We start from the raw sequence: 26,997 nt of genomic DNA, 5'->3' as shown, positions 1-26,997 counted from the left end.
GGCGCCGCGCCGCCTGAGCGGCCTGTTCCAGCCGCCCGGCGTGCAGCACCAGGCCCGCCATCCACACGGCCGCGGCGGCCGCGCCCAGCCAGGCGGCGCGGCGCCAGCCCGACGCGCCGGCCTGACTGGCGGCGGCGGCCGCCGGGATCGACCAGGGTATCTCCGCCATCACGCCGCAGGCCGCTTCGGGCAGCACCACGTCGGCGGCCTCGCGCCGCCACCCGGCCGGCGCGGCGCCGATCCAGCGGCACGGGCCGGCCGCGCAGGCGGCGGCGTCCGGCCCCAGGACCCGCGCGAGGCCGGCCGTTGCGTCATCCACCTGCGCATCCAGCGCATACAGGCTGCCCAGCCCGCCGGGCTGGCGCGCCACCACATAACCGTCCAGGACGCACAGCGTCCAGCCATCCACCGTCTCGGGCAGCCATAGCGGCGTGGGCGCGAACCCCGCCGGCCGCAGGCCGCAGGCGGCGATCAGCGCCTGCAGGCGGTCGGCGGCCTCGGCGTCGAACCAGGCCACGCCCACGCGGCCATCGGCGCCACGCGCGCCGTGGCCGATGCGCAGCGTCTCCGGATCGCCCAACGCCAGCGGTTCGATCGCGCCTTCCACCGCCACCCGCAAGCGCGCTCGGGCGAGCGGCGGCAGCGATACCGCCGTCAGCGTCAGGTCTTCGGGATGCGGGAACGCCGTGGCGCGGGCGCCCGGCCAGCGGCGTCCCAGTTCCGCCAGACCCGCCGGCGGCAGGCGGCGCCAGGCGGTCTTCTCGGCCGCCGCCACGGGCAGCGGCGTGTCGGCGGTCAGGGACCGCAGCGGCGGCAGCAACACGCGGATCGCGGCCATCACGCGCCTTCCCGCGACCAGATGATCTGCGAAACGCCGTCGCCGCCGCGGGTCAGCAACGCCTTCAGGGGCAGGATCATGCCGCCCAGGCGCGCGGCGCCGTCGAGACGGAACCAGCCGCTGGCGACCGCCACGCGCGGCGCCTCGGTCCGCGCCGCGGGCGTGGCGGAGGCGCCGCCGCCGTTGTCCGCGGCGCCCTCGGCCGCGCTCAGACGGTTGGCGAAGTCGCCGTTATTGACGAACCAGAGCCCGCCGTCGCGCTGCGCCACCATGGCCTTGGCCTGGTCCAGCGACATGCCGGGCACGTGCGCGGCGATCACTTCGGCGCTGGCGGTGTTGACGTTGACCAGCGTCACGCGCGGCAGCACCGTCACGTGGCGCCGCAGGCGCGCCAGCACCGCGGCGTCCACCCCCGGCACGCCGGCCAGCTCTTCCAGGCTGCGCGGCAAGGGCGCCAGCCGGCCATGCGGATCGGCGCCCGGCTGCGCCGCCAGGATCCGCTCGGCGATCGCCTGGCCCACTTCCGGCGCGACGCCCACCAGCGCGCACAGGCGCAGCAGCTCGGCCACGCCGTCCTGGTACAGGCGGCCCTCGAACACCAGATTGCGCAGGTTGAACTTGCCCTGCTCGTCCTCCAGCCGGCCGACGAAGGCGGCGTCGCGGCCGGGACGCTGCAGGCGCGTATCGACGATGGGCGTGGCCCAGACGCCGTCGGGGCGCGTGGTGGCCTGCCGCTGGCCGTCCTCGCGCAGCCGCTGGCGCGCCAGGCCCAGCCCGGCCTCCAGCAGGGCCTGGGCCTGGGCGCGGCTCTGGGCGGCCTGCACGGCGCGCAGGAACGTGTCCTGGCGCTGCAGCAGCGAGGCGACGATCATCGTCACCGCGGCCACCACCAGCAATGCGCTGATCACCGCCATGCCGCGCTGCCGTTCACAGCTGCCAGGAGCCGATGTCGGCATTGCCGCCATCCCCATCCGGCTTGCCGTCCGCGCCCAGCGAGAACACGTCGATCTCGCCGCGCGTGCCCGGATTCAGGTACTGGTACGGATGCCCCCAGGGATCGTTGGGCAGGCGGTCGAGGTAGGCGCGCCAGGCGCTCGAGGCGCCCGGCCCCGAGGCCGGCCGTTCCACCAGGGCGCGCAGGCCCTGCTCGGTGCTGGGATAGCTGCCGGTGTCGAGCCGGTACAGCTTGAGCGCCTGCATCAGCGCGCTGATGTCCTGGCGCGCCGCCACGGCGCGGGCCTGGTCGGGCCGGTCCAGCAGCCGCGGCACGATCAGCGCGGCCAGGATGCCCATGATCACGATCACCACCATGATCTCGATCAGCGTAAAGCCACGCTGCCGGCGCCCGCGGGGGTACTGCCTATCCGTCGTTAACCGGCCTGCTTTCATCGCGCTGGGACTCCGAAGGCAATCACACAGGGATCCGAAGACGACGATGCCGGCGGCAGAGCGCCGGCATCGCCTTTCGGGTCCGCACAGTGTGGCCAGCCCAAATGTCACGCATTTGACCCGTTGTGTGGAGCTTTGAAAGCCTCGCGGACCGCGTTTGGACGGCGGCAAAGTTGTTTGCAGTGTTAACAGCCCCTAGGGATTTCCCGTGTTTTTTCCACGCGCCCCGCCTTGCGTGGAATTTTTTTCCATTTCATGAAAGGTATTCGGAAGTTTGAATTCTTAGACTCCCGCTTTCATTGGAATGTCAGCTTTTATTCAGACCGCAGTCAGCCTGAATCAAAGCCACAACAAAGGGAGGAATGAATCCAATGCAATCAACACGCAGCATCATCAAGCGCGAGGCGTGGGCCGCGGGCACGATGATCGTGCTCGGCCTGGGCGCCATCGCGCAGGCATCCACGTACAACATCGGCAGCCTGGCGCGCATGGGCCCGGGCATGTTCCCGGCCATCCTCGGCGTGCTGCTGGTCCTGCTGGGACTGATCATCGCGCGCACGGCCTACTCGCCCGTGATCACCGAAGAGGACGCCGAAGAGATCCCCCCGCCCGAATGGCGCGGCTGGGGCTGCATCATCGGCGGCCTGATGGCCTTCATCCTGCTGGGCAAGTACGGCGGCCTGGTGCCCGCCACCTTCGCGCTGGTCTTCATTTCGGCCATGGGCGACCGCCAGCACACGCCGCGCAGCGCCGCGCTGCTGGCCGTGGGCGTGACGATTCTCGGCGTGGCCGTTTTCTCGTGGGCGCTGCAATTGCAGTTTCCGCTGTTCCGCTGGGGCTGATCGATGGAAATCTTCAATAACCTGATGCATGGGTTCTCGGTCGCCTTCGCGCTCGACAACCTGCTGTGGGCCGTGTTCGGCGTGTTCATGGGCAACCTGATCGGCGTGCTGCCGGGCATGGGCGTGCTGGCCGCCATCTCGATCCTGCTGCCGCTGACCTACACCATGACCCCGACCGCCGCGCTGGTGATGCTGTCCGGCATCTACTACGGCTCGCAATACGGCGGCGGCATCACTTCGATCATGCTGAACCTGCCGGGCACCGCCTCGCACGCGGTGGCCTGCCTGGACGGCAATCCGCTGGCGCGCAACGGCAAGGCCGGCTCGGCGCTGTTCATGTTGATGTTCTCGTCGTTCTGCGGCGCGTCCGTCGGCATCCTGGCGATGATCCTGTTCTCGCCGCTGCTGGTCGACGTGGCCTTCAAGTTCGGCCCGGCCGAGTACTTCTCGATGATGATGCTGGGCCTGCTGGCCGGCGCCACGCTGGCCAAGGGCTCGGCGATCAAGGGCGTGGCGATGGTGGTGGTCGGCCTGTTGCTGGGCGTGATCGGCACCGACGTCAACACCGGCACCATGCGCTTTCACTTCGGCATCCTCGAGCTGAGCGACGGCCTGCAGATCGTGGCGCTGGCGATGGGCCTGTTCGGCGTGGCCGACTTCCTCAAGAACATCAACCAGATCGGCGGCGACACCAAGGTCACCAGCACCAAGGTCAGCATGAAGTCGATGCGTCCCGAAGCCGGCGACATCAAGCAGTCGCGCGGCGCCCTGGTGCGCGGCACCGCCATCGGCGCGGCCTTCGGCATCCTGCCGGGCACCGGCCCGACCATCGCCTCGTTCATCTCGTACGCGGTGGAAAAGAAGGTGGCGCGCGAACCGCGCCGCTTCGGCCGCGGCGCCATCGAGGGCATCGCCGGCCCCGAGGCCGCCACCAGCGCCTCGACCCAGACCAGCTTCATCCCCACAATGAGCCTGGGCATCCCGGGCGACCCGGTGATGGCGCTGATGCTGGGCGCGCTGATCATCCACGGCATCCAGCCCGGTCCGCAGATGATGGTCGAGCACGCCGACATGTTCTGGGGGCTGATCGCCAGCTTCTGGGTCGGCAACGTGCTGCTGTTGCTGCTGAACCTGCCGCTGATCGGCATGTGGGTGCGCCTGTTGACCGTGCCGTTCCGCTACCTGTTCCCGGCGGCGCTGTTCTTCGTCTGCGTCGGCGTCTACAGCACCAACAACAACCTGTTCGACGTGGGCATGGTGACGTTGTTCGGGGCCGCGGGCTACGCCCTGATCCGATTGCGTTTCGAACCGGCGCCGCTGCTGCTGGGCTTCGTGCTCGGGCCGATGGTGGAAGAAAACTTCCGCCGCGCCCTGCTGCTGTCGCGCGGCGACCTGGCGATCTTCGTCACGCGTCCGATCAGCCTGGGGTTCGTGCTGGCGTGCGTGCTGCTGATCGCGCTGCTGCTGGTCTCGGCCGTGAGGCAGAAACACAAGGCGCAAGCGGCCTTGGAGCAATCCCGCTCGGCCGCCTGACCGGCGCCGACGGAATGACGGACAGCCGCCCTCGGGCGGCTGTTTTTCATGGATCGGCAGACCCGCCGGTCGCGGGCGGACAGCGGGCCGCTAGGCCTTGGGCGGCGCGGCCGGCCCCGCGGCATGGCCGTCGATATGGCCCAGCGGCCGGCCCGGATCGAGGCGGTCGCGCACCCGCTGCTTGAGCACCTTGGCCTCCGGAAAGCCGCCGTCGCGCTTGCGGTCCCACACCAGCTCGCCGTCGTAGGTGATCTGGAAGATGCCGCCGGTGCCGGGCTGCAACACCACCTCGCCCAGGTCGGTGGAGAACGTGGACAGCAGCTCCTGTGCCATCCAGCCGGCGCGCAGCAGCCACTGGCACTGCGTGCAATAGAGGATGACGATGCGGGGACGAGGGGCGGCGGGCGGGGTGGCGGTCTGCATGGCGCGGATCATTCTACGCCAGCCGGGTGCGCGCGGCGCGCGGCGCCAGTCGTGGATAATGTCAGGTTTTCCCGGGCGCGCGGTGCGCCCTGAGTCCGCCAATGAAGTCTGCATTACCCGCCCGAAGCCAACGCTGGCTGATCGGCCTCCTGATGGGCCTGGTCACGTTGACGCCGATGGGCATCGACATCTATCTGCCCTCCCTGCCCGCCATGGCCGTCGGCTTCGGCCAACCGATCAGCGCGCTGCAGGCCAGCATCACCCTCTTCATCTTCTCGGTCGGCGTCGGCCAGATCCTGATCGGCCCGCTGGCCGACCGCTACGGCCGCCGGCCGGTGGCGCTCGGCGGCGCGCTGGCCTACCTGCTGGGGTCGGCGCTGGGCGCGGCCGCGACCTCGCTGGAACTGTTCTACGCCGCGCGCGTGATCCAGGGCCTGGGCGCCTGCTCGGCCTCGCTGGTGGCGTTCGCGGCGGTGCGCGACCGCTTCAGCCCCGCGGTCGGGGCGCGCGTCTACAGCTATCTGAACGGCGCGCTGTGCACCGTGCCGGCGCTGGCGCCGATGCTGGGCGGCGCGCTGGCGGTGCATGCCGGCTGGCGCAGCACCTTCGTCTTCATGGTGCTGTTCGCGCTGGCGCTGGCGGCGTTGCTGGCGTGGCGTTTCGCCGAAACCCGCGAGGCGGCGCCGGCGCGCGGCGCGCCCCTGTACAGCCTGCGCCGCTACGCGCCGATCGCCGCCAGCGGCCGCTTTCTGTACTTCGCCATCTTCGGCATGGCCGGCATGGCCATGATCCTGGTGTTCGTGTCGGCCGCGCCGGTGGTGCTGGTGCAGCAGCTGGGCTATTCGGAGCTGGGCTTTTCCGCCTGGTTCGGCGGCAATGCCGCCATCAACATCGCGGCCTTCTTCCTGGCGCCGGTGTTCATCGCGCGCTTCGGCCGCTACGCCATGCTGCGGGTCGGCATGACGGCCCTGCTGCTGGCCGCGCTGATGCACCTGGCCGCCTGGCGCTGGGCGCCCGCGGCCGCGTGGATCTTCATGCTGCCGGTGGCGGTGCTCACCGTCGGCTTTTCGCTGGCGTTGGGGTCGGCGCTGAGCCTGGCGCTGGAACCCTTCGCCGACCGCGCCGGCACCGCCGCCGCGGTCTACGGGCTGTTCCAGATGAGCGGCTCGGCCGTCATCGCCACCGCCCTGCTGGACCAGGGCGTGGCGCCGCAGGCCGCCATGGGCCTGATCGGCGTGGTGATCGTGGGGCCGCTGCTGTGCCTGTCGGGCGTCATGGGCCGGCGCGTCGCCGCGTCTTCGCACTGAGCGCCCGCGCCCGGCCCGCGCCGCCCGGCGTGGTTCAGGCCGCCGCGCGCGGCGCGTTCGACAAGTGCATCAACAGCGCGCCGCCGGCGATCAGGGCCGCGCCCGCCAGGCGGCCGGGATTAAGCGCGCTGCCGACGAAGCCCACCAGCGCATAGCGGTCCAGCAGCAATGCCGCCAGCATCTGGCCGGCGATCACCGCCGCCAAAAAGGCGCCCGCGCCCAGCCGCGGCGCCAGCATCAGCGCCGCCGTGATGTAGAACACGCCGGCCAGCCCGCCGGTCCAGCCCCACCACGGCAGCCGGCCAATCTCGGCGAAGCTGGGCGCCGGCACCCGCAGCAACGCCATCACCACCATGGCCGCGATGGCGCTGATCGCCAGCGAGGCCATGGTGGCCCACAGCGGATGGCCCAGGTGCCGCCCCAGGGCGGCGTTGGCGCCGGCCTGGATCGGCACCAGCGCGCCCGCCAGGATGGCGGCGGGAATAGCGTAGAAGGTCGTGGTATTCAAGGCTTGCTCCGGTTCAAGAGGGATTGGCGTTATTCTCTTATTCGCCAACCATTGAATCCAATTCGATATTTGTCTATTGAATATGCAGCCAGTGAATAATCTAAGGGCCATCGACCTGAATCTGCTGGTGGTGCTGGACGCCTTGCTGCACGAGCGCAACCTGACCCGCGCGGCCGCCCGCCTGCCGATGAGCCAGCCCGCCATGAGCCACGCCCTGGCCCGCCTGCGGACGCTGCTGGGCGACCCGCTGTTCCATCGCACGCGCGGCGGCCTGCGGCCGACGCCGCACGCCCTGGCGCTGGAAACGCCGTTGCGCGACGTGCTGGCGCAGGTGCGGCGCCTGCTGGCGGGCGCGGTGTTCGAGCCCGCGGCCAGCCGGCGCGCCTTCCGCCTGGCGATGTCCGACTATGGCGCGAGCGTGCTGCTGCCGCCGCTGATGCGGCGCCTGCGGCGCGACGCGCCGGGCATTGACCTGGAAATCAGCTATGCCAGCCGCAGCGGCATGATCGCGGGCGTGGCCGACGGCCAGCTCGACCTGGCGCTGGCGGTGTTCGGCGAAACGCCCGCCGAGATCCAGCGCGCGGTGCTGTTCGAGGAAGGCTTTGTCTGCGTCGCCGATGCCGCCGCGGGCCTGCCGTCGACGCTGGAGGATTACCTGGCGCGGCCGCACGTGCTGGCGGCCGCCAGCCAGGACCAGCGCGCGGCGGAAGTGGACGCGGCGCTGGCCCGCATCGGCCAATCGCGCCGCGTGGCGCTGCGGCTGCCGCACTGGACGGCGGCGCCGGCCGTGCTGGCCGGCACCGACCTGGTGCTGACGGTGGCGCGGCGCGCGGTGACGCCGACGCCAGCGGGCCTGGCCGTGGGACCGGCGCCGTTCGCCATCGCCCCGCTGGGGTTCGAAATGATCTGGCACCAGCGCGCCGACGCGGACGCCGGCCTGGGCTGGCTGCGCGCGCTGCTCGGGCAATTGGCGGGCTGAAGCGCGCCGGCGCTGGCGCCTACTCCCGCGCGCGCGGCGCCATGAACTCGGGGCCGACCGGATCGAGGATGTTCTTTTCCAGCAGATCGTCGATGTCGGCCATGTCGGCATCGCTCAGGCGCCAGCCGCAGGCCTCGTCGACGCCGTCCAGCTGCTCCGGGCGACGCGCGCCCCACAACGCGATGGTCGGGCCGCTGTCCAGCACCCAGCGGATCGCCAGGGCCAGCACCGGCTTGTCGTAGCGGATCCGCGCCATGGCCTCCAGTTCCTTGGTGGCGCGCACGTACTGATCGAAACGCGGCCGGCGGAACTTCGGATCCGAGGCGCGCAGGTCGTCGGCGCCAAAGGTGGTGTCCACCGTCATGCGGCCCGACAGCAGGCCGCGGCACAACGCGCCGTAGGCCAGCACGGCCAGCCCATGCTCGCGGGCATACGGCAGCACGTCGCGCTCGATGGCGCGCTCGAACAGGTTGTAGGGCGGCTGCACCGACGCCAGCGGCAGCACCGCGCGGAACGCGTCCATCTGTTCCGGCGAATAATTGCTCACGCCCACGGCCAGGATCTTGCCCTCGCGCTGCAGCGCTTCCAGCGTGCGCGCGGTGTCCTCGATCGGCACCAGCGGATCGGGCCAATGGATCTGGTAGAGGTCGATGCGGTCGGTGCGCAGGCGGCGCAGCGAATCCTCCACCTCGCGCCGCAGCCGCTGCGGGCTGGAATTGCGCCGCACGCCCTCGCCGGCCCATTCCAGGCCGCCCTTGGTGGCGATGACCGCCCGGTCGCGCAGGCCCGCCAGGGCCTGCCCCAGCATTTCCTCGGAATGACCGAAGCCATACACCGGCGCGGTGTCGATCAGGTTGATGCCGCGCTCGACCGCGCCGCGCAGCGTGGCGATCGAGGCCGAATCATCGGCGCCGCCCCACATCCAGCCCCCGATCGCCCACGTGCCCAGGCCGATTCTCGACACAGGCGTGGGGATACCTTCAATACGCATGGTCTCGACCAGCATGACTTCTCCTACACAAAAAGTTTGATGAGTGTAGGTCAGGTATTATTGAATTGGATTCAACGATTTATTCATCTTCGCCCCGCTTTTCATGCCGTCCTACAGCCGCCACGACCTGGCCGATCTCAGCGCCTTCGCGGCCATCTGCCGGCGCGGCAGCTTCCGCCTGGCGGCCACCGAACTGGGCGTGTCGACCTCGGCCCTGAGCCACGCGCTGCGCAACCTGGAAGCCCGCCTGGGCGTCAAGCTGCTCAACCGCACCACCCGCTCGGTCGCGCCCACCGAAGCCGGCAGCCGCCTGGCGGCGCAGCTGGACCAGAGCTTCGGCGAGATCGGCGAGGCCCTGTCGGAGCTGGGCCGCTACCGCAGCGGGCCGCTGGGCGGCCTGCGCATCAACGTGCCGCGCGATGCCTCGCGGCTGCTGCTCAGCCCGGTGCTGGCGCGCTACCTCGAAGACTATCCCGGGGTGAAGATCGAGGTCGTGGTCGACAACAACATGGTCGACATCGTCAAGGCCGGCTTCGACGCCGGCATGCGCTTTGGCGACACGGTGCCGCAGGACATGGTCTGCACGCCGCTGACGCCGCCGCTGCGCTGGGTGGTGGTGGGCGCGCCCGCCTACCTCGGCCGCCACGGCACGCCCAGGAAGCCCGAGGACCTGCTGCGCCACGCCTGCATCCGGCTGCGGCTGGGCGACCAGACCATGTACCGCTGGGAGCTCGGACAAGGGCCGCAGGCGCACGCCATCGACGTGCCCGGCGCGTTGATCGTGAACGAAACCGACATGGCGCTGGACGCCGCGCTGGATGGCATCGGCCTGGCCTATTGCCTGGAGCGCTGCGCCGAGCCGCACCTGCGCGCCGGACGCCTGCGGCGCGTGCTGGACGAGTGGTCGCCGGCGGGCGCGCCACTGGTCATGTACTACCCCAGCCGGCGGCAACTGGCGCCCGCGCTCAGCCGCCTGATCGAGGCGATCCGCGGCGCCAACGGACTGCCCGGCGCCATCGACGCCTAGGGCCTGCCCGCCTCCGGGCGCGCGTCGCGCCGGCCGGCAAGCGGGCGCCGGCCTGCTATCGTGAGGGCTTGCCCCGCCTCCCGGAGACGCCATGCCCGCCGACGCCCTGACCCAGGACCCCTTGCTGTTGCACACGATGCACGATGGCATCGCGACGCTGCGGCTGAACCGGCCCGCGCAATTCAACGCCTTGTCCGAAGGCCTGCTGGATGCGCTGCGCGCGCGCATCGACGCGCTGGCGCGCGAACCCGCGCTGCGCTGCGTGATCCTGGAATCGGCGGGCCGCGCCTTCTGCGCCGGCCACGACCTGCGCGAAATGCGCAGCCAGCCCGCGTTCGATTACTACCTGGCGCTGTTCCGCAAGTGCGGCGGCGTGATGCAGGGCCTGCAGGCGCTGCCGGTGCCGGTCATCGCCAAAGTCCGCGGCGTGGCCACCGCGGCCGGCTGCCAGCTGGTGGCCAGCTGCGACCTGGCCGTGGCCGCGGACAGCGCGCGCTTCGCCGTCTCCGGCATCAATGCCGGCCTGTTCTGCTCGACGCCGGCGGTGGCCCTGAGCCGCAACGTGTCGACCAAGCGCGCCTTCGAAATGCTGGTGACCGCGCGCTTCATCGACGCGGCGCAGGCGTGCGACTGGGGATTGCTGAACGACGTCGCGCCGGAAGCGGAGCTGGATGCGCGGGTCCAGGCGCTGGCCGACGTGATCGCGTCCAAGAGCCCCGCCGCGATCCGCCACGGCAAGCGCATGTTCTACGCGCAGCGCCAGATGGCGCAGGCCGACGCCTACGAATACGCCGCCGAAGTCATGGCGCGCAACATGATGGAAGAAGACGCCGCCGAAGGCATCGATGCCTTCCTGCATAAACGTGCGCCGCGCTGGCGTCCGTGAACGGCCGCGCTACGCCAGCCAGCCCAGCGCCCAGCCGCCCGCGGCGGCGGCCAGCACCACCCACAGCGGCGACCAGCGCGCATACACCAGCAGGCCAAACAGGCCCAGCGCCAGCGCGAAATCCGCCTTGGAGAGGATCGCGCTGGTCCAGACCGGGTCGTACAGCGCGGCCAGCAGAATGCCCACCACCGCCGCGTTGACGCCCGCGACCATGTTGCGCACGCCGGGCCGGCGCCGCAGGCTTTCCCAGAACGGCAGGGCCGCGGCCAGCAGCAGCGCGCCAGGCAGGAAGACCGCCACCAGCATGGCCAGGCCGCCGGCCCAGCCGGGCAACGGACCGGACGCCGCCGCGCCCAGGAAAGCGGCAAACGTGAACAGCGGCCCCGGCAGCGCCTGCGCCACGCCATAGCCCGCCAGGAAATCCGCGTTGGACACCATGCCGCCGCCAACCGCCGCCGTCTCCAGCAACGGCAGCACCACGTGTCCGCCGCCGAACACCAGCGCGCCCGCGCGATAGAACCCGGCCAGCTGCGTCGTCAGCGGCGCGCCCGACAGCGAGGCCCACAGCGGCAACGCCGCCAGCAACAGCGCGAACAGCGCCAGGCACGTATAACCGGCGGCGCGCGATACGCCCTGCGCCCGGTTGGCCAGCAACGGCCTGGGCGGCACCTGCAGCAACGCGGCGCCGGCCACCGCGCCCAGCACGATGGCGCCGATCTGCCCCAGCGTGGTCGGCAGCGCCACCGCGATCAGCGCCGCGACGATGGCCAACCCGGCACGCGGCACGTCCGGACAGAGCGAGCGGCCCATGCCCCACACCGCCTGTGCGATCACCGCCACGGCCGCCACCTTCAGGCCATGCACCAGCGGCAGGCTGGCCAGGCCGCCGAAACGCGCCAGCCCCAGGCCCAGCAGGATCATCACCAGCGCTGACGGCAGCGTGAACGCGAGCCAGGCCGCCAGCATGCCGGTCCACCCCGCCCGCTTCAGGCCCAGCGCCATGCCGACCTGGCTGCTGGCGGGGCCCGGCAGGAACTGGCACAACGCCACCAGATCGGAAAACGCATAATCGTCGAGCCAGCGGCGGCGGTCGACGAATTCTTCGCGGAAATAGGCCAGGTGCGCCACCGGCCCGCCAAACGCGGTCAGGCCAAGCCGCAGGAACGCGAGGAACACTTCCACACAGGTTCCGCGTCCCGCCGGCTCGGCCTCGCTGGCCACCGTTTTACTGGCGACGCGTTCATCGTGGAAAGGGGGCTGCGGCGGCATCGGACGTGGCACTCTGAAACGGTTGGCGCCGGCCGGTCGCGCGGCGCCGTGATTCAAGCTTATAGCCGGGTGGCGTGGCAGTTTCAATCGTTCGCGCGGCGGGGTTCCGCCAGATTACTGCATCAAGCTTCACAATTTCCATACAAAATCCGTTGGATAGCCCGATATACGCTCTGTAGAATACGGCGGCCCACCGCGGTGGCCAGATGCGTCGGGCGGAAAATGTGCGGCGCCCGCGCCCACAGGAATTTCAGAATGCTCAAGTTCACGATCCGTATTTTCGTGGTCGCCGCCATTGCCTATATCGCCGCCTCGCAATTGGTGAACCGCAGCCTGGGCTATCTGCTCGACTCGATCAGCGCCGACCTGTCCTACCAGGCCGTGCGCGGCCAGATGTACGCGCTGCATAAGGAACTCGACCCGATCGAGCCCGAATCGCGCGCCGCCTTCATCCGCGACTCCCTGCGGCCGCACTATGGCCTGGAACTGAAACTGGTGACGCCGGAACGGATCGAGGCCACCGAACAGGAAAAGCAGGACCTGGCCACGCGCGGCTTCATCATGCGCGACGAATACAACACCTACCTCGCCCCCCTGCCCGGCGAACCGCGGCAATGGCTGGAGATGCGCCTGCCCGGCGAACCGACGCTGGAAAAGTGGATCACGTGGGGCGCCTGGCTGGCGCTGAGCATGGTGCTGGCGGCGGTGCTGCTGTTGCTGTGGGCGCTGCCGGTATGGCGCGACCTCGATTCCCTGCGCAACGCCACGCTGCGCATGGGCCAGGGCGACCTGGGCGTGCGCGCGCGGCTGTCGCATTTTTCCGGCATCCGGCACGTCGGCGAAAGCTTCAACCAGATGGCCGAACGCATTTCGGCGCTGGTGGAAAACCAGCGCAGCCTGACCAACGCCGTCTCGCATGAATTGCGCACGCCGCTGGCGCGGCTGTCGTTCGAGGTCGACATGCTGGGCCAGGAGAAATTCCAGGCGCGGCGCGAGCAGATCCTGCACGACATGCGCACCGATATCCACGAGCTCGAAACCATGGTCGACGAACTGCTGGTGTACGCGCGGCTGGAACGCCCCGCCGACGACGTCGTCAAGCAGGAAACCGTGGACGTGCGCGACTGGCTCGGCGAAGCACTGGCGCAGGTGGCGCACCAGGCCGACGCGCGCGGCGTGCATTGCCACGTGCGCGACGGCCTGCCGGCGCACGTGCAGCTGCATCCGCGCTACATGAGCCGGGCCTTGCTCAACCTGGTGCAGAACGCCGTGCGCTATGCCAGCGCGCGCATCGAGATCTCGCTGACGAGCTGCCCCGCCGGCGGCTACGAGCTGATCGTCGACGACGATGGCCCCGGCGTCGCGCCCGCTGACCGCGAGCGCATTTTCGAGCCCTTCATCCGGCTCGACGAAAGCCGCGACCGCGGCACCGGCGGCGCCGGCCTGGGCCTGGCCATCGTCAAGCGAGTCGCCGCCAGCCACAAGGGCACCATCGAGGTGCGCGAAAGCCCGCTGGGCGGCGCGCGCTTCATATTGCGGTGGATGTCCACGCCTCTCGCGGCGGACTGATTCGCACGGCGCATGGCGCCATGCCTGGATAGTATTCGTGCCTTTCAGATAATGCCGCGCGGCCGTTGCAATGCGCAGGAATTGTTGCATTCGCGGCCCGGGAAAAATCGTCGACGCAACACCGCACGATTATTCAAAGATTTGCGAGTTATTCGGGGTCAAGGCTTCATAACAATAAAAATCAGCCAGCAAGAACCATTCCCGTCGCTCGCAGGATCAGGGTCAGATCAGATTTTCAAGAATTCAGCGTCTTGAAAAATAAGTTTTAATGAGAGAATTTAAAAACAATTATGATTATTTTCGCTGATTTTAGAATGATTATTAAAATTTCAAAAGATGCTTGAAATAGCCCTTATTGAGCGAAACTCACCTTCCGACGATTATTTCCAATTATATTTACCATTAGTAATTTCAGTATCTATTTGAAAGTTTCAATATGAGAGAAATCGCCTGATTTCTGAAAATAATAGTTACTATTTACGCGAAATTCTTAAAGATCATCTCGTCAGATTCCTTTCAAACTGACTCCAGGTTTAAAAGCGGCACCTAATAAAACCACCGCCGCTCGCGCTTCCCGATGTGCAGCAATCGCCTATTCCAGGCACCGGGCAAGATTGGCGATCCGGTGCTCCAGGAAAGGCCCATTGTGTTTCTGGAGCTGAGATGAAACCTGGCCACCGGCATGGCTTTTCTTTCCTTTCCCTCAACTACGCGTGGCAGGCGCTGATCCTGCTGCTGGCCCCGGTTCCCGCCGCGCTGGCGTGTACCACCTCCGGCACATCGATCCTGTGCAACGACGCCGTCGTCCTGCTCCCGATTCCCAACATCAACACCGTCAACACCAACGTGAACGGCGCCTCGGTGCTGGTCACCGCCAGCGGGCAGTCCTCGTCCGCCTTGGTCAGCCCGTCGATCACCTTGAGCGGCAAGAACACCAGCCTGACCAACCAGGGCACCGTCGACCCGGGCCTGGGGCTGGGCGGACTGCTCAGCCTGGGCGCGACCGGCGCGCAACTGGGCAACACCACCAATGGCGGCTCGGTGGTCGTCAACAACAACGGCGCGCTGCGCGGCACCGGCCTGTCGGTGCTGGGCCTGCCGCTCCTGACCGGTGTGGGCGGCGCCGCGCTGGTGGCCATGAGTGACGCCACCGGCACCATCAACATCACCAATACCAACCTCATCGAGATCCGTCCGGGCCTGCTGCCCGACCTGAGCGCGCTGCTGAGCAGCCCCGTGATCGCCGCCTATGGCGGCGCGCCGATCACCGTGACCAACGCGGCTGGCGCCGTCATCAACGGCCGCGTCGGCCTGGGCCGCTCCGTTTCAGGCAATACCTTCACCAATGCCGGCACCATCAACGGCAGCGTGCACATGGGCATCAACAGCACCAACACCTTCACCGCGGTGACCGGCTCGTCCGTCAGCCAGGGCGGCGCCACGAGCATCGGCGTGGGCGCCAACCTGAACGGACTCGGCGCGAACGTGGCATTGAATTTCTCGGCGCTGGGCCTGGTCGACGGCGGCGCTAACGGCAACAACACGCTGGTGCTGCAGAACCCGGGCGCCAGCGGCGTCAGCGGCGGCGGCACCGCCAGTTCCGCCACCTACATCAACTTCAACAACCTGATCGTCAACGGCGGCACCTGGAACGTCAGCGGCCCGCTGGTGACGGCGCAGGCCACGCTGAATGGCGGCCTGGTCAATTTCGACAACGCGGGCGCCTTCGGCAGCGGCACGCTGACCGCCAACGGCGGCGCCATCGCCAGCACGCAGGCCCTGTCGCTGAGCAATGCGATCGCGCTCGGCGTCAACGGCCTGGGCATCCAGGGCGCCAGCGACCTGACGCTGTCGGGCGCCATCAGCGGCGCCGGCTACCTCGACAAATCCGGCGCCGGCACGCTGACGCTCAATGGCGCCAACGCCCACACCGGCGGCACGCGGCTGGGCGGCGGCACACTGGTCCTGGGCACCAATACCGCGCTCGGCCTGGGCGACCTGGCGGTCTATGGCGCCGCCACGCTGCAAGCCGTGGGCGCCACCAGCATCGGCAACAACATCGGGCTGGGCGCCACGCTCGCCCTGGCCAATACCGGCAACCTGGCGTTGACGGGCAATCTCACCGGCGCCGGCACGCTGGTCAAGAACGGCGCGGGCATACTGACCCTGAGCGGCGCCAACAGCCACGCCGCGACCCAGATCAACGCGGGCGGTCTGATCGTCGGCAACAACAGCGCGCTCGGCAGCGGCGCGCTGACCGTGAATGGCGCCGCCAGCCTGGCCTCGACCGCCTCGATGGCGCTGCAGAACGCCATCGTGCTGAACAATACGCTGACGCTGAACGGCGCCAGCGACCTGACCCTGAACGGCTTGCTCAGCGGCGCCAGCGGTTCGCTGGTCAAGAGCGGCGCGGGCGCGCTGACGCTCAACGGCGCCAACACGTTCGGCGGCGGCGCCACCCTCAGCGGCGGCAGCGTGAACGTGGGCAGCAACACCGCCCTGGGCAGCGGCGGCGTCACCGTCAATGGCGCCGTGACCCTGTCGAGCCTGGCCAACAACATCGCGCTGTCCAACACGTTCGCCCTGAGCAACGCGCTGACCATCGCCGGCAGCAACAACCTGACGCTCAATGGCGCCCTGTCCGGCGCCGGCGGCTCGCTGGTCAAGACCGGCAGCGGCACCCTGACGCTCAATGCCGGCAACACCTTCGGCGGCGCCACGCTCAATGGCGGCGCCATCGTGGCCGGCGCCAACAATGCCCTGGGCACCGGCACCGCCGTGGTGCAGAGCGCCACCGCGCTCGACGCCGGCGCGGCCGTCAGCCTGGGCAACCAGTTCGTGCTGAACGACAACCTGTCGATCCTCGGTTCGCAGGACCTGACGCTGGCCGGCGCCCTCTCCGGCAGCGGCCAGCTGATCAAGAACGGCGCCGCCAACCTGACGCTGGCGACCCAGAACACGCATAGCGGCGGCGTGCTGCTCAACGCCGGCACGCTGACGCTGGGCAACAGCCAGGCGCTGGGCGCCGGGCTGCTGGACGTGGAAGGCGCGGCCACGCTGGCCGCGGGCGGCCTGAACGTGGCCAACAACATCCGCCTGGGCGCGGGGCTCGGCCTGAACACCGGCGGCCAGGGACTGACGCTGTCCGGCGCGCTCAGCGGCGCCGGCGGCCTGACCCTGAACGACAACGGCATCCTGACCCTGTCCGGCAACAACAGCCACGCGGGCGGCGTCACGCTCAATGCGGGCACGCTGATCGCCGCGAGCGACACGGCGCTGGGCAGCGGCCAGCTGACCATCGGCGGCAACGCCACGCTGCAAAGCACCGCCAACCGCAACTTCACCAACAACGTCGCGCTCAACGGCAACCTGACCGTCGACAGCGGCAACAACATCGGCCTGTACGGCGCCATCAACGGCGCGGGCAATCTGATCAAGAACGGCGCCGGCACCCTGACGCTGACCGGCGCCAACAGCTTCGGCAACACCACCATCAATGCCGGCGTGCTGCAGGCGGGCACCGGCAGCCTGGGCGCCAGCGTGCTCAACAACAGCAAGCTGGTGCTGGCGCAAGGCGCCAACGCGACCTACAGCGGCGCCATCAGCGGCAGCGGCAGCGTCGACGTGCTGGGCAACAACACCACGTTGATCCTGAACGGCATCAACACCTTCACCGGCGGCCTGAACCTGCTGTCGGGCACGGTCGAAACGCGCGGCGGACAGGCGCTGGCCGACAACCTGGCCGTCAATCTGGCGGCCGGCACCACGCTGCGGCTGACCGACAGCGAGACGTTCGGCTCGCTCAGCGGCGCCGGCAATCTGGCGCTGGGCGCCAGTGCCACCATGCAGATGGGGCAGAACAACGCCGACTCCGTCTTCGGCGGCGTGCTGAGCGGCGCCGGCAACATCGTCAAGAACGGCACCGGCGCGCTGACGCTGTCGGGCGCGAACACGCAGACCGGCCTGTTCAACGTGGCCGGCGGCAGCCTGAACGTCACCGGCTCGCTGGCCAGCTCGCAGGTCAACGTGGGCGCGGGCGCGAGCCTGGGCGGCACCGGCAGCGTGACCGGCGTGGCCAATATCGCCACCGGCGGCGCGCTGACGGGCACCACCGGCCAGACGCTGACGCTGGGCGGCCTGAACATGAGTTCCGGCTCGCAATTCAATGTCTCGCTGGGCGCGCCCACGCCGCAGGCGCTGGTGCAGGTCAATGGCAACGTGACACTCAACGGCAATCTCAACGTGACCGACAAGGGCGGCTTCGGCGTCGGCGTGTATCGCCTGCTGGGCTATACCGGCACGCTGACCAACAATGGCATGGCGCTGGGCAGCCTGCCGCCGGGCACCCTGCCCGCCAACCTGCAGATCCAGACGGCGGTGAACCAGCAGGTGAACCTGGTGGTGGCCGCGGGCGGCAACAACGTGCAGTTCTGGAACGGCGCCAAGACCGCCGCCGACGGCGTGCTGGCCGGCGGCAGCGGCACCTGGGTGGCGGGCCAGACCAACTGGACCGATCAGTCGGGCAACCTGTCGCAGGCCTGGGGCGGCCAGTACGCCGTGTTCGGCGGCGCCGCCGGCGGCAACGTCGCCCTCACCGGCGACCAGGCCGTGACCGGCATGCAGTTCTTCACCGATGGCTACACCCTCACCGGCGGCGGCCTGCAATTGGCCACGGGGCCGAATACGTTCCGCGTCGACCCGACCATGACCGGCACCATCAACAGCGTCATCAAGGGCGCCGGTCAATTGCAGAAGCGCGACCTCGGCACGCTGGTGCTGGGCGGCGCCAACACCTATACCGGCGGCACATTGATCAGCGAGGGCGTGCTCCAGGCCAGCGCCGACAACAACCTCGGCGACGCGGGCGGCGCGCTCGGTTTCACAGGCGGCACGCTGCGCGTGACGGGCACCGGCTACACCGGCACCAGCCGCGCCATCGACGTCGGCGCGGGCGCCGGCTTCGACATTGCCGACGCCGGCAATGTCTTCACGCTGAACCAGGCCCTGACCGGCGCGGGCCGCGTCACCAAGCTGGGCGCCGGCACCCTGGCGCTGGGCGGCAACAACAGCGCCATCGGCGGCGTCACGCTGGCGGCCGGCACGGTGTCGGTCGGCAGCAATACCGCGCTGGGCAGCGGTTCATTCAACATCAACGGCTCGGGCGCGCTGGACAGCACCGCCGCCGTGACGCTGGCCAACGATGTCTTCATCGGCGCCGGCAACACGCTGACCCATCTGGGCTCGAACGACCTGACGCTCAACGGCGTCGTGGCCGGCACCACCGGCGCCCTGGCCAAGCAGGGCAACGGCACGCTGACGCTCGACGGCGCCAACAGCTATGCCGGCGGCACCACCCTGTCCGCGGGCGCGATCCGCGTCGGCAGCAACACCGCGCTGGGCACGGGCCTGCTGACCGTCGCCGGGGCATCGAGCCTGCTGTCCGACGGCAGCGTCGCCCTGGCCAACAACGTGGCGCTGGGCGCCAACCTGACCACGGGCGGCAGCGGCAACCTGACGTTGAACGGCGCCCTCGGCGGCGCCGGCACCTTGATCAAATCGGGCAGCGGCACGCTCACGCTGAACGGCATCAACACCCATGCCGCCACCCAGCTGAACAGCGGCACCCTGCTGCTGGGCAACAACCAGGCGCTGGGCCTGGGCCCGCTGGCCGTCAATGGCAACGCCGCGCTCGATGGCGGCGTCGATCTGACGCTGGGCAACGCCATCACGGTGGCCAGCGGCGCCAACCTGACGCTGGCGCAGACGCACGACGCCCTCTTGTCCGGCGTGATCGATGGCGCTGGCGGCCTGATCGCTGGCGCGGCCGGCCGCAGCCTGACCCTGACCGGCGCCAACACCTACCAGGGCGGCACGCAACTCAACGGCGGCAGCCTGGTGGTGGGGTCCGGCACGGCGCTCGGCTCGGGCGCGCTGCAAGTCAACGGCGCCGCCACGCTGGCCGGCATCGCCGGCGGCCCGGCCATCGCGCTGGCCAACAACGTGACGCTGAACAACGCGCTGACCGTCAACGGCGCGCGCGACCTGACCTTGTCCGGCGCCATCGACGGCGCCGGCTCGCTGCTCAAGAGCGGCAGTTCGACCCTGACGTTGAACGGCGCCAACACTTACCAGGGCGGCACCACCCTGGCCGCCGGCGCCCTGCGGGTCGGCAACGTCGCGGCGCTGGGCAGCGGCGACCTCACGGTCACCGGCGCGGCGACGCTGGGCTCGACCCAGGCCGTCACGTTGAACAACAACGTGACGCTGAACCAGGGCCTGGCGCTGGATCTCACCAACGACCTGACCCTGGCCGGCGCGATCGGCGGCGCCGGCGGCCTGAACGCCAGCGGCGCCGGCACCCTGACGCTGGCCGGCGCCAACACCTTCGGCGGCGGCACCCAAGTCAACGGTGGCACCCTGGTGGTCGGCGCCAACACCTCGCTGGGCAGCGGCGCCCTGACGGTCAACGGCGCCGCCACGCTGCAGGCGCTGACCGGCGTGACGCTGGCCAACAACGTGACCCTCAACGGTAGCGCGTTGACGGTTTCCGGCGCCCAGGACGTAGCGCTGAGCGGCATCGTCGCGGGCGGCGGATCGCTGGTCAAGCAAGGCGCCAACGCGCTGACGCTGAGCGGCGCCAACACCTTCCAGGGCGGCGTCACGCTGGCGCAAGGCGGCTTGCGCGTGGGCTCGGGCCAGGCCCTGGGCAGCGGCACGCTGACCGTGGCCGGCGCCTCGACGCTGACCAGCACCCAGGCCGTCACGCTGGCCAACAACGTCGCGCTCAACGGCGGCAACCTGACCGTGGGCGGCGCCAACGACGTCACCCTGGGCGGCACCGTCAGCGGCGCCAACGGCCTCGTCATGAACGGCAGCGGCACCCTGACGCTGTCCGGCGCCAACAACTACGCCGGCGGCACCACCCTGGCCAGCGGCACGCTGGCCGCCAACAGCAATACCGCCCTGGGCACCGGCGCCCTGACGGTCAACGGCGCCGCCAGCCTGACCGCCGCCGACGGCGTCACGCTGGCCAACAACGTCACGCTCAACAACACCCTGACCGCCACCGGCGCGGGCAACTGGACCCTGGCCGGCGTCATCGGCGGCGCCGGCGGCCTGATCAAGGAAGGCGGCGGCACGCTCACCCTGACGGGCGCCAACACCTATACCGGCAACACCCAGCTCAACGCGGGCGGCCTGACCGGCGACACCGGCAGCATCCGCGGCAACGTCGCGACCGCCGCCAACACCACCCTGACCTTCAACCAGAACGCCAACGGCGCCTTCGGCAATGTGCTGTCGGGCGCGGGCAACCTGGAAAAGACCGGCACGGGCAGCCTGACGCTGAGCGGCGGCAACACGCTGTCCGGCGGCATCGGCGTGGCGCAAGGCACGCTGGTCGCGGCGGGCGGCAACGCCATCAGCTCGGCCTCGGGCGTGCGCATCGACAGCGGCGCCACGCTGCAACTGACCGGCGCCGAATCCATCGCCAGCCTGACCGGCAATGGCGTGCTGCAGGCCGACGCCAACGTCTCGCTGGGCAGCGCCAGCGACAGCCTCTTCGGCGGCGTGCTGGCCGGCGCCGGCAACATCACCAAGACCGGCGCTGGCACCCTGACGCTGGGCGGCGCCAGCACCAATAGCGGCCTCTTCAACATCAACGGCGGCACGGTCAACTTGACCGGCTCGCTGGCCAATGCCAACGTCAACGTCAATGGCGCCGGCTCGACGCTGACCGGCAGCGGCACGGCCAGCGGCAACGTGTCGATCCTCAATGGCGGCAGCCTGGCGGTCAGCTCCGCCAACCCTGGCGGCCTGACGCTCGGCTCGCTCACGGTCGACAGCAACTCCAGCATCGACGCGCTGCTGGGCGCGCCCTATTCCGGCAGCCTGGTCAACGTGTATGGCGACGTCACCCTGAACGGCAAGGTCAACGTCACCCAGGCCCCCGGCTTCGGCGTGGGCGTCTACCGTATCGTCACCTACACCGGCAACGGCAACACCGCCGGCCTGGCGCTGGGCACCGGCGCATCGCCGAACCTGAGCCTGCAGACCGGCATCACCGGCCAGATCAACGTGCTGAACCAGTCGAGCGCGGGCGAGATCCAGTTCTGGCAAGGCGGCAACGGCGCCTGGACCACCGCGGGCACCACCTGGCAGAACGCCACCACGCAGGCGGCCGAGGCCTGGGGCGGCAAGTTCGGCGTGTTCCAGGGCAACGCCGGCACCGTCACGGTCGCCGCCAACCAGCAGTTCCAGGGGTTGCAGTTCTCCACCGACGGCTACATCATCACCGGCGCCGGCGGCCTCACCGCGCAGGCCGGCAGCGACGGCGTGGCGACCCTGCGGGTCGAGCCCAACGCCACCGCCACGCTCGACACCGTGTTGAGCGGCAGTGTCGATATCGCCAAGCGCGATGCCGGCACCCTGATCTTCACCAAGGCCAACACCTACGTCGGCAACACCCGCCTCGAAGGCGGCGTGCTGCAGATCAGCGCCGACAACCAGCTGGGCGACGCCGCCAACGGCGTCGTCTTCGCTGGCGGCACGCTGCGCTACGCCGCCACGGCGCCGGGCGCCACGAGCCGCGCCTGGACCCTGCAAGGGGCCGGCGGCGTCGACGTGGCCGATGCGGCCGCGGTCTACACCGTCAACGGCGTGGTGTCCGGCACGACCGCGGCCGGTACGCTGACCAAGACCGGCGCGGGCACCCTGGTGCTGAACGGCGCCAACACCTATGTCGGCGGCACCCAGTTGCAGGCCGGCACCCTCAAGGTCGGCAACAACACCGCGCTCGGCACTGGCGTGCTGACGGCCGCGGCCGGCACCACGCTGGCCAACGACACCGCGCTGACGCTGGCCAACAATGCCGTGCTGCAGGGCGACCTGACGGTCCAGAGCAGCCAGGCCCTGACCTTGGGCGGCAGCCTGTCGGGCGCCGGCGGCCTGGTCAAGACCGGCACCGGCACCCTGACGCTGGCGGGCAACAACAGCTATCAGGGCAATACGCAGCTGACGGCCGGACAGATCACCGTCGGCAGCAACACCGCGCTGGGCACCGGCAGCCTGATCGCCGCCAACGGCACGCAGCTCGATGCCGGCGCGGCGACACAACTGCAGAACGCCGTCGTGCTCAACGGCGCCCTGACCTTGCCGGGTTCCAACGACCTGACCCTGGCGGGCGCCGTCAGCGGCGCCGGCAGCCTGGTCAAGAATGGCGCCAGCACCCTGACGCTGGGCAACGCCAACAGCTTCGGCGGCGGCGTGCAGCTGAACGGCGGCACGCTGGCGGTGGGCAACAACGGCGCGCTGGGCAGCGGCACGCTGACGACCAGCGGCGGCACCACCCTGTCCGCCACCGCCCCGGTGACCCTGGCCAACGCCGTCACGCTCGGCGCCGGCACCACCACCGTCACCGGCGCCAACCTGGGACTGAGCGGCGTCATCAGCGGCGCCGGCGCGATCGACAAGACCGGCGCCGGCGTGCTGACCCTGACCGGCAACAACAACAACTACGGCGGCGGCACCACCCTGGCGGGCGGCACGCTGGTCGTGGGCGGCAGCAGCGCGCTCGGCGGCGGCGCCCTGACGGCCGCCGCCGGCACCACGCTGAGCGGCCTGGGCAACGCGTCACTGACCAACAACGTGACCCTGGGCGGCAGCGTGACGATCAACGGCAGCGACAGCCTGACGCTGGCCGGCGTGGTCGACGGCAGCGGTCCGCTGGTCAAGACCGGCGCCTCCACGCTGACCCTGAACGGCGCCAACACCTACACCGGCGGCACCACCCTGGCGGGCGGCACGCTGGTCGCCGGCGGCAACACCGCGCTGGGCAGCGGCGGCCTGTCGGTGACCGGCGCGAGCACCCTGCAGGCCGGCGCGCCCGGCGTCGCGCTCGCCAACCTGGTCAACCTGGGCGCGGCGCTGACCGTGTCCGGCGCCAACGACCTGACGCTGGCCGGCAACATCACCGGCGCCGGCAGCCTGACCAAGTCCGGCGCCGGCACGCTGACGCTGAGCGGCCAGAACCAGTACAGCGGCGGCACCACGCTGGCCGGCGGCACCCTGATCGGCGACACCCACAGCCTGACCGGCGCCATCGGCACCGCGACCGGCACCAGCCTGGTGTTCAACCAGGCCACGGGCGACGACGGCAGCTTCGGCGGCGTGATTTCCGGCGGCGGCAGCCTGACCAAGAACGGCGGCGGCACGGTCACCCTGACCGGCGCCAACACCTATACGGGCGGCACCACCATCAACGCCGGCACGCTGGCGGGCAACGCCACCAGCCTGCAAGGCAACATCAACATCGTCGACGGCAGCGCGCTGATCTTCAACCAGACCGGCGCCGATGGCACCTATGGCGGCAACATCACCACCACCGGCAACAACACCGGCACGCTGACCAAGGACGGCTCGGCCAACCTGACGCTGACCGGCAACAACACGGTCGGCGGCGGCACCACCGTCAACGGCGGCACGCTGCTGGTGAACGGCACGCTGGGCGGCGGCAACGTCACGGTCAACGCCGGCGGTTCGCTGGGCGGCTCGGGCTCGGTCGCCACCGACGTCACGCTGGGCAACGGCGCGCACCTGGTGGCGGGCACGCCGGGCAATCCGATCTCGTTCGCGCAGAACCTGAACCTGTCGACCGGCACCCAGCTCGACTTCACGCTGGGCGCGCCGAACTCGGCCACCACCGCCGTGACCGTGGGGCAGAACCTGGCCCTGAACGGCATCCTCAACATCTACGACGGCGGCAATCTCGGCACGGGTGTCTATCGCCTGTTCTCGTACGGCGGCACGATGACCGGCGCCGGCCTGACCTACGGCGTCCTGCCGTCCGGCTACACCAGCGCCAACCTGACCCTGCAGAACCAGTCGAACCAGGTCAACCTGGTGCTGCAAAGCCAGCCCGGCGAGATCCTGTTCTGGAACGGCGCCAAGACCACGCCCGACGGCGTGATCGCCGGCGGCAGCGGGACCTGGAATGCCGCGGGCAACAACTGGACCGACGCCAGCGGCAACCTGGCCAGCAACTGGAACGGCAAGTACGCGGCCTTCTCCGGCGCCAGCGGCACCGTCACCATCGACGGCAGCCAGGCGGTCACCGGCGTGCAGTTCCTGACCAGCGGCTACACGGTGGCCGCGGGCGCCGGCGGACAGCTCGGCATCGCCCAGGCGCTGACCCCGTTCCGGGTCGAGGCCGGCGGCACCGCCACCATCGCGGCGCCGATCACCGGCGCGGGCGGCATCGAGAAAGGCAACGGCGGCACGCTGATCCTGGCCGGCAACAACACCTACACCGGCAACACCTCGATCCGCAGCGGCGTGCTGCAGGTGACCCAGGACAGCCAGCTGGGCAATGGCGGCGCGATCTCGCTGAACGGCGGCACGCTGCGCATCGCCGATGCCGGCTACACCACCACCGCCCGGACGATCTCGCTCGACGGCACAGGCGGCGGCCTGGACATCGTCGCGGCCAACCAGACGTTCACGCTGAACCAGTCCATCAACGGCACCGGCGCGCTGCTCAAGCAGGGCGACGGCACCCTGGTGCTGAACGGCGTCAACGCCTATGCCGGCGGCACGGTGATCGCCGGCGGCACGCTGGAAGGCAACAGCGCCAGCGTCAAGGGCAACGTCAGCACCTCGGCCGGCACCACCCTGCGCATGAACCAGGGCGCCGATGGCGCCATGACGGGCGGCATCAGCGGCGGCGGCCAACTGGTCAAGGACGGCGCCGGCGCGCTGACGCTGACCCAGCCGTCGACCTACACCGGCGGCACCCGCATCAACGCCGGCACCCTGATCGGCGACACCAGCAGCCTGCAAGGCGCCATCACCAACAACGCCACGCTGGTGTTCAACCAGGGCTCGGACGGCAATTTCTCGGGGTCGCTCGCGGGCGCCGGCACCCTCGTCAAGCAAGGCGGCGGCTCGCTCGGCGTGGGCGGATCGCAGACCTTCAATGGCACCGTCGCGATCAACGGCGGCACGCTACAACTGGGCAGCGCCCAGGCGCCGGCCACCCTGCCCGCCGCCGTGCAGGTCAACAGCGGCGGCACCCTGTCCGGCTACGGCACCATCGCCAGCCTGACCAACGCCGGCACCGTGGTCAGCGGCTCGGGCGCGGGCGGCGGGCTCAAGGTCAGCAACAACTTCAGCAACGGCGCGGGCGCCACGCTGGCGGTCGGCGTCGGTCCGAACGCCGGCCCCAACGTGCACGTGACCGGCACCGCCGCCCTCGGCGGCACGCTGAAGGTGACCAGCAACGGCCCGCTGACCGGCAACGACACCTTCACGGTGCTGACCGCCGACCAGGGCCGCCAGGGCGTGTTCGCCAGCACCGTCCTGCCGCAGCTGGCCTTCGTCGACGCGGCGGTCGGCTACGATCCGAACAACGTCACGGTGTCCTTCACCCGCAACCAGACCGGCTTCGGCTCGGTGGCGCAGACGCCGAACCAGCGCGCCGTGGCGGGCGCACTGGGCCGCATCGACCCCAACTCGGCGCTGTATGGCGCCCTGCTGGGGCTGACCGCCGACGAGGCCTCCGCCGCGTTCAAGCAGTTGTCCGGCGACAGCCACGCGTCACTGGCCTCGGCGCTGATCCGCAGCTCGGAATCGGCCCGCGCCCTGCCGCTGAACCACCTGCGCGACAGCCTGCAAAGCGAGAACACGCAGGACGGCCGTCCGTGCGACGAGGCGCTGCGCACCAACGGCGGCTATTCACAGCGCTTCTCGTGCCAGCGCAACGTCTGGGCCGAGGTCATCGGCAACTGGCAGAGCCAGGACGGCGACGGCAACGCGCCCAGCTACAAGCAGCGCGTGGGCGGCGTGCAGGCCGGCGGCGACATCCGCGTCGGCGACGGCTGGCGCGTCGGCATGGCGCTGGGCTACCAGGACAGCACCATCTGGCAGGACAGCCGCAATGCCCGCGCCAAGGTCGACAGCTACAGCGTCTCGCTGTTCGGCGGCAAGTCGTTCGTGCAGCCCGGCGGCTCGGCCTGGAACCTGATGGCGGGCGCGGCCTACAGCTGGCACCGGATCGACAACCGCCGCGACCTGACGCTGGCCGGCCAGAACCAGGAGCTCAAGACCAAGTACGACGGCAACACCACGCAGATCTTCGGCGAGCTGGGCTACGCCATTCCGGTATCGCCGCGAGCCACGGTCGAACCGTTCGTCGGCGCCGCCTGGATCAAGCAGCGCATGGGCGGCTTCTCGGAAAACGGCGGATCGGCGGCGCTGTCGGCGGGCAGCGACAGCAACGACATCACCACCACCACCGTGGGCCTGCGCGGCAAGCTGGACACCGAGATCGCCGGCGCCCCCGCGCGCCTGCGCGCCTCGCTCGGCTGGCGCCACGCGATGGGCGATGTCGATCCCGAGCGCACCATGGCCTTCAGCTCGGGCCCGTCCTTCACGGTGGCCGG

At 70.0% G+C, this 26,997-nt stretch carries 15 protein-coding genes; 8 read left to right on the top strand and 7 right to left on the bottom strand.

Translation table 11 applies throughout. The features are described 5' to 3' along the window. From gspL to gspG, 3 genes are all read right to left on the bottom strand, one after another. A partial coding sequence (gspL, locus tag AOZ53_RS29330) for a type II secretion system protein GspL (protein ID WP_054490479.1) occupies positions 1 to 838 on the bottom strand: 838 nt, incomplete at its 3' end. Then, positions 838 to 1,752 carry a type II secretion system minor pseudopilin GspK gene (gspK, locus tag AOZ53_RS29325; RefSeq protein WP_054490477.1) on the bottom strand — a complete coding sequence of 305 codons (915 nt, stop codon included), beginning with the start codon at positions 1,750 to 1,752 and terminating at the stop codon, positions 838 to 840. The genes gspL and gspK, both read right to left, overlap by 1 nt. Before the next feature lie 13 nt (positions 1,753 to 1,765). Beyond that, complete coding sequence (gene gspG, locus AOZ53_RS29320; RefSeq protein WP_054490474.1) at positions 1,766 to 2,227, bottom strand: type II secretion system major pseudopilin GspG; 462 nt, start codon at positions 2,225 to 2,227, stop codon at positions 1,766 to 1,768. Positions 2,228 to 2,598: 371 nt separating this feature from the next. On the opposite strand from gspG, the gene AOZ53_RS29315 reads away from it, so the two are divergent. Further along, a complete protein-coding gene (locus AOZ53_RS29315) occupies positions 2,599 to 3,069 on the top strand; it encodes a tripartite tricarboxylate transporter TctB family protein (RefSeq protein WP_054435304.1) in 471 nt (156 codons plus the stop codon). Between the two features lie 3 nt (positions 3,070 to 3,072). Then, positions 3,073 to 4,602: a tripartite tricarboxylate transporter permease gene (locus AOZ53_RS29310; protein WP_054435306.1), complete on the top strand. Its 1,530-nt coding sequence runs from the start codon at positions 3,073 to 3,075 to the stop codon at positions 4,600 to 4,602. A gap of 90 nt (positions 4,603 to 4,692) precedes the next feature. Here AOZ53_RS29310 and AOZ53_RS29305 read toward each other — a convergent pair whose 3' ends face one another. After that, the gene (locus AOZ53_RS29305) at positions 4,693 to 5,025 is read right to left on the bottom strand and encodes an Rdx family protein (protein WP_054479285.1); all 333 of its coding nucleotides are present in this window, start codon (positions 5,023 to 5,025) and stop codon (positions 4,693 to 4,695) included. Positions 5,026 to 5,126: 101 nt separating this feature from the next. Here AOZ53_RS29305 and AOZ53_RS29300 point away from each other — a divergent pair, with 101 nt between their 5' ends. Beyond that, positions 5,127 to 6,332, top strand: a complete 1,206-nt coding sequence (locus AOZ53_RS29300) for a multidrug effflux MFS transporter (RefSeq protein ID WP_054435308.1) — start codon at positions 5,127 to 5,129, stop codon at positions 6,330 to 6,332. A gap of 34 nt (positions 6,333 to 6,366) precedes the next feature. On the opposite strand, the gene AOZ53_RS29295 is transcribed toward AOZ53_RS29300, so the two are convergent. Continuing rightward, complete coding sequence (locus tag AOZ53_RS29295; RefSeq protein ID WP_054479271.1) at positions 6,367 to 6,840, bottom strand: DMT family transporter; 474 nt, start codon at positions 6,838 to 6,840, stop codon at positions 6,367 to 6,369. A gap of 91 nt (positions 6,841 to 6,931) precedes the next feature. Between AOZ53_RS29295 and AOZ53_RS29290 the strand changes: the two genes are divergently transcribed. After that, positions 6,932 to 7,819: a LysR family transcriptional regulator gene (locus tag AOZ53_RS29290; RefSeq protein WP_054479274.1), complete on the top strand. Its 888-nt coding sequence runs from the start codon at positions 6,932 to 6,934 to the stop codon at positions 7,817 to 7,819. Positions 7,820 to 7,838: 19 nt separating this feature from the next. On the opposite strand, the gene AOZ53_RS29285 is transcribed toward AOZ53_RS29290, so the two are convergent. Then, a complete protein-coding gene (locus AOZ53_RS29285; RefSeq protein ID WP_054490472.1) occupies positions 7,839 to 8,825 on the bottom strand; it encodes an aldo/keto reductase in 987 nt (328 codons plus the stop codon). An 88-nt stretch (positions 8,826 to 8,913) separates the two neighbouring features. Here AOZ53_RS29285 and AOZ53_RS29280 point away from each other — a divergent pair, with 88 nt between their 5' ends. Both AOZ53_RS29280 and AOZ53_RS29275 read left to right on the top strand, forming a co-directional pair. Next, positions 8,914 to 9,837: a LysR family transcriptional regulator gene (locus tag AOZ53_RS29280; RefSeq protein WP_054490470.1), complete on the top strand. Its 924-nt coding sequence runs from the start codon at positions 8,914 to 8,916 to the stop codon at positions 9,835 to 9,837. Between the two features lie 91 nt (positions 9,838 to 9,928). Further along, positions 9,929 to 10,723, top strand: coding sequence for an enoyl-CoA hydratase (locus AOZ53_RS29275; protein WP_054435317.1), 795 nt, complete (start codon positions 9,929 to 9,931; stop codon positions 10,721 to 10,723). A gap of 9 nt (positions 10,724 to 10,732) precedes the next feature. Here AOZ53_RS29275 and chrA read toward each other — a convergent pair whose 3' ends face one another. Then, positions 10,733 to 11,992, bottom strand: coding sequence for a chromate efflux transporter (gene chrA / locus AOZ53_RS29270; protein WP_054490468.1), 1,260 nt, complete (start codon positions 11,990 to 11,992; stop codon positions 10,733 to 10,735). A 255-nt stretch (positions 11,993 to 12,247) separates the two neighbouring features. Here chrA and AOZ53_RS29265 point away from each other — a divergent pair, with 255 nt between their 5' ends. Together AOZ53_RS29265 and AOZ53_RS34515 are read left to right on the top strand one after the other, a co-directional pair. After that, positions 12,248 to 13,561 carry an ATP-binding protein gene (locus tag AOZ53_RS29265; RefSeq protein WP_054490467.1) on the top strand — a complete coding sequence of 438 codons (1,314 nt, stop codon included), beginning with the start codon at positions 12,248 to 12,250 and terminating at the stop codon, positions 13,559 to 13,561. A gap of 663 nt (positions 13,562 to 14,224) precedes the next feature. Continuing rightward, positions 14,225 to 26,997: autotransporter-associated beta strand repeat-containing protein (locus tag AOZ53_RS34515; RefSeq protein ID WP_054490465.1), on the top strand; the 12,773-nt coding region annotated here is incomplete at its 3' end.

It is taken from the genome of Achromobacter sp. 2789STDY5608621 (assembly GCF_001299375.1).
In the GTDB taxonomy this organism is placed as follows: Bacteria; Pseudomonadota; Gammaproteobacteria; order Burkholderiales; family Burkholderiaceae_B; genus Achromobacter; species Achromobacter insuavis.
Note: the sequence above shows the minus strand (reverse complement) of the source record. Positions and strands in the feature narration are given on the sequence as shown.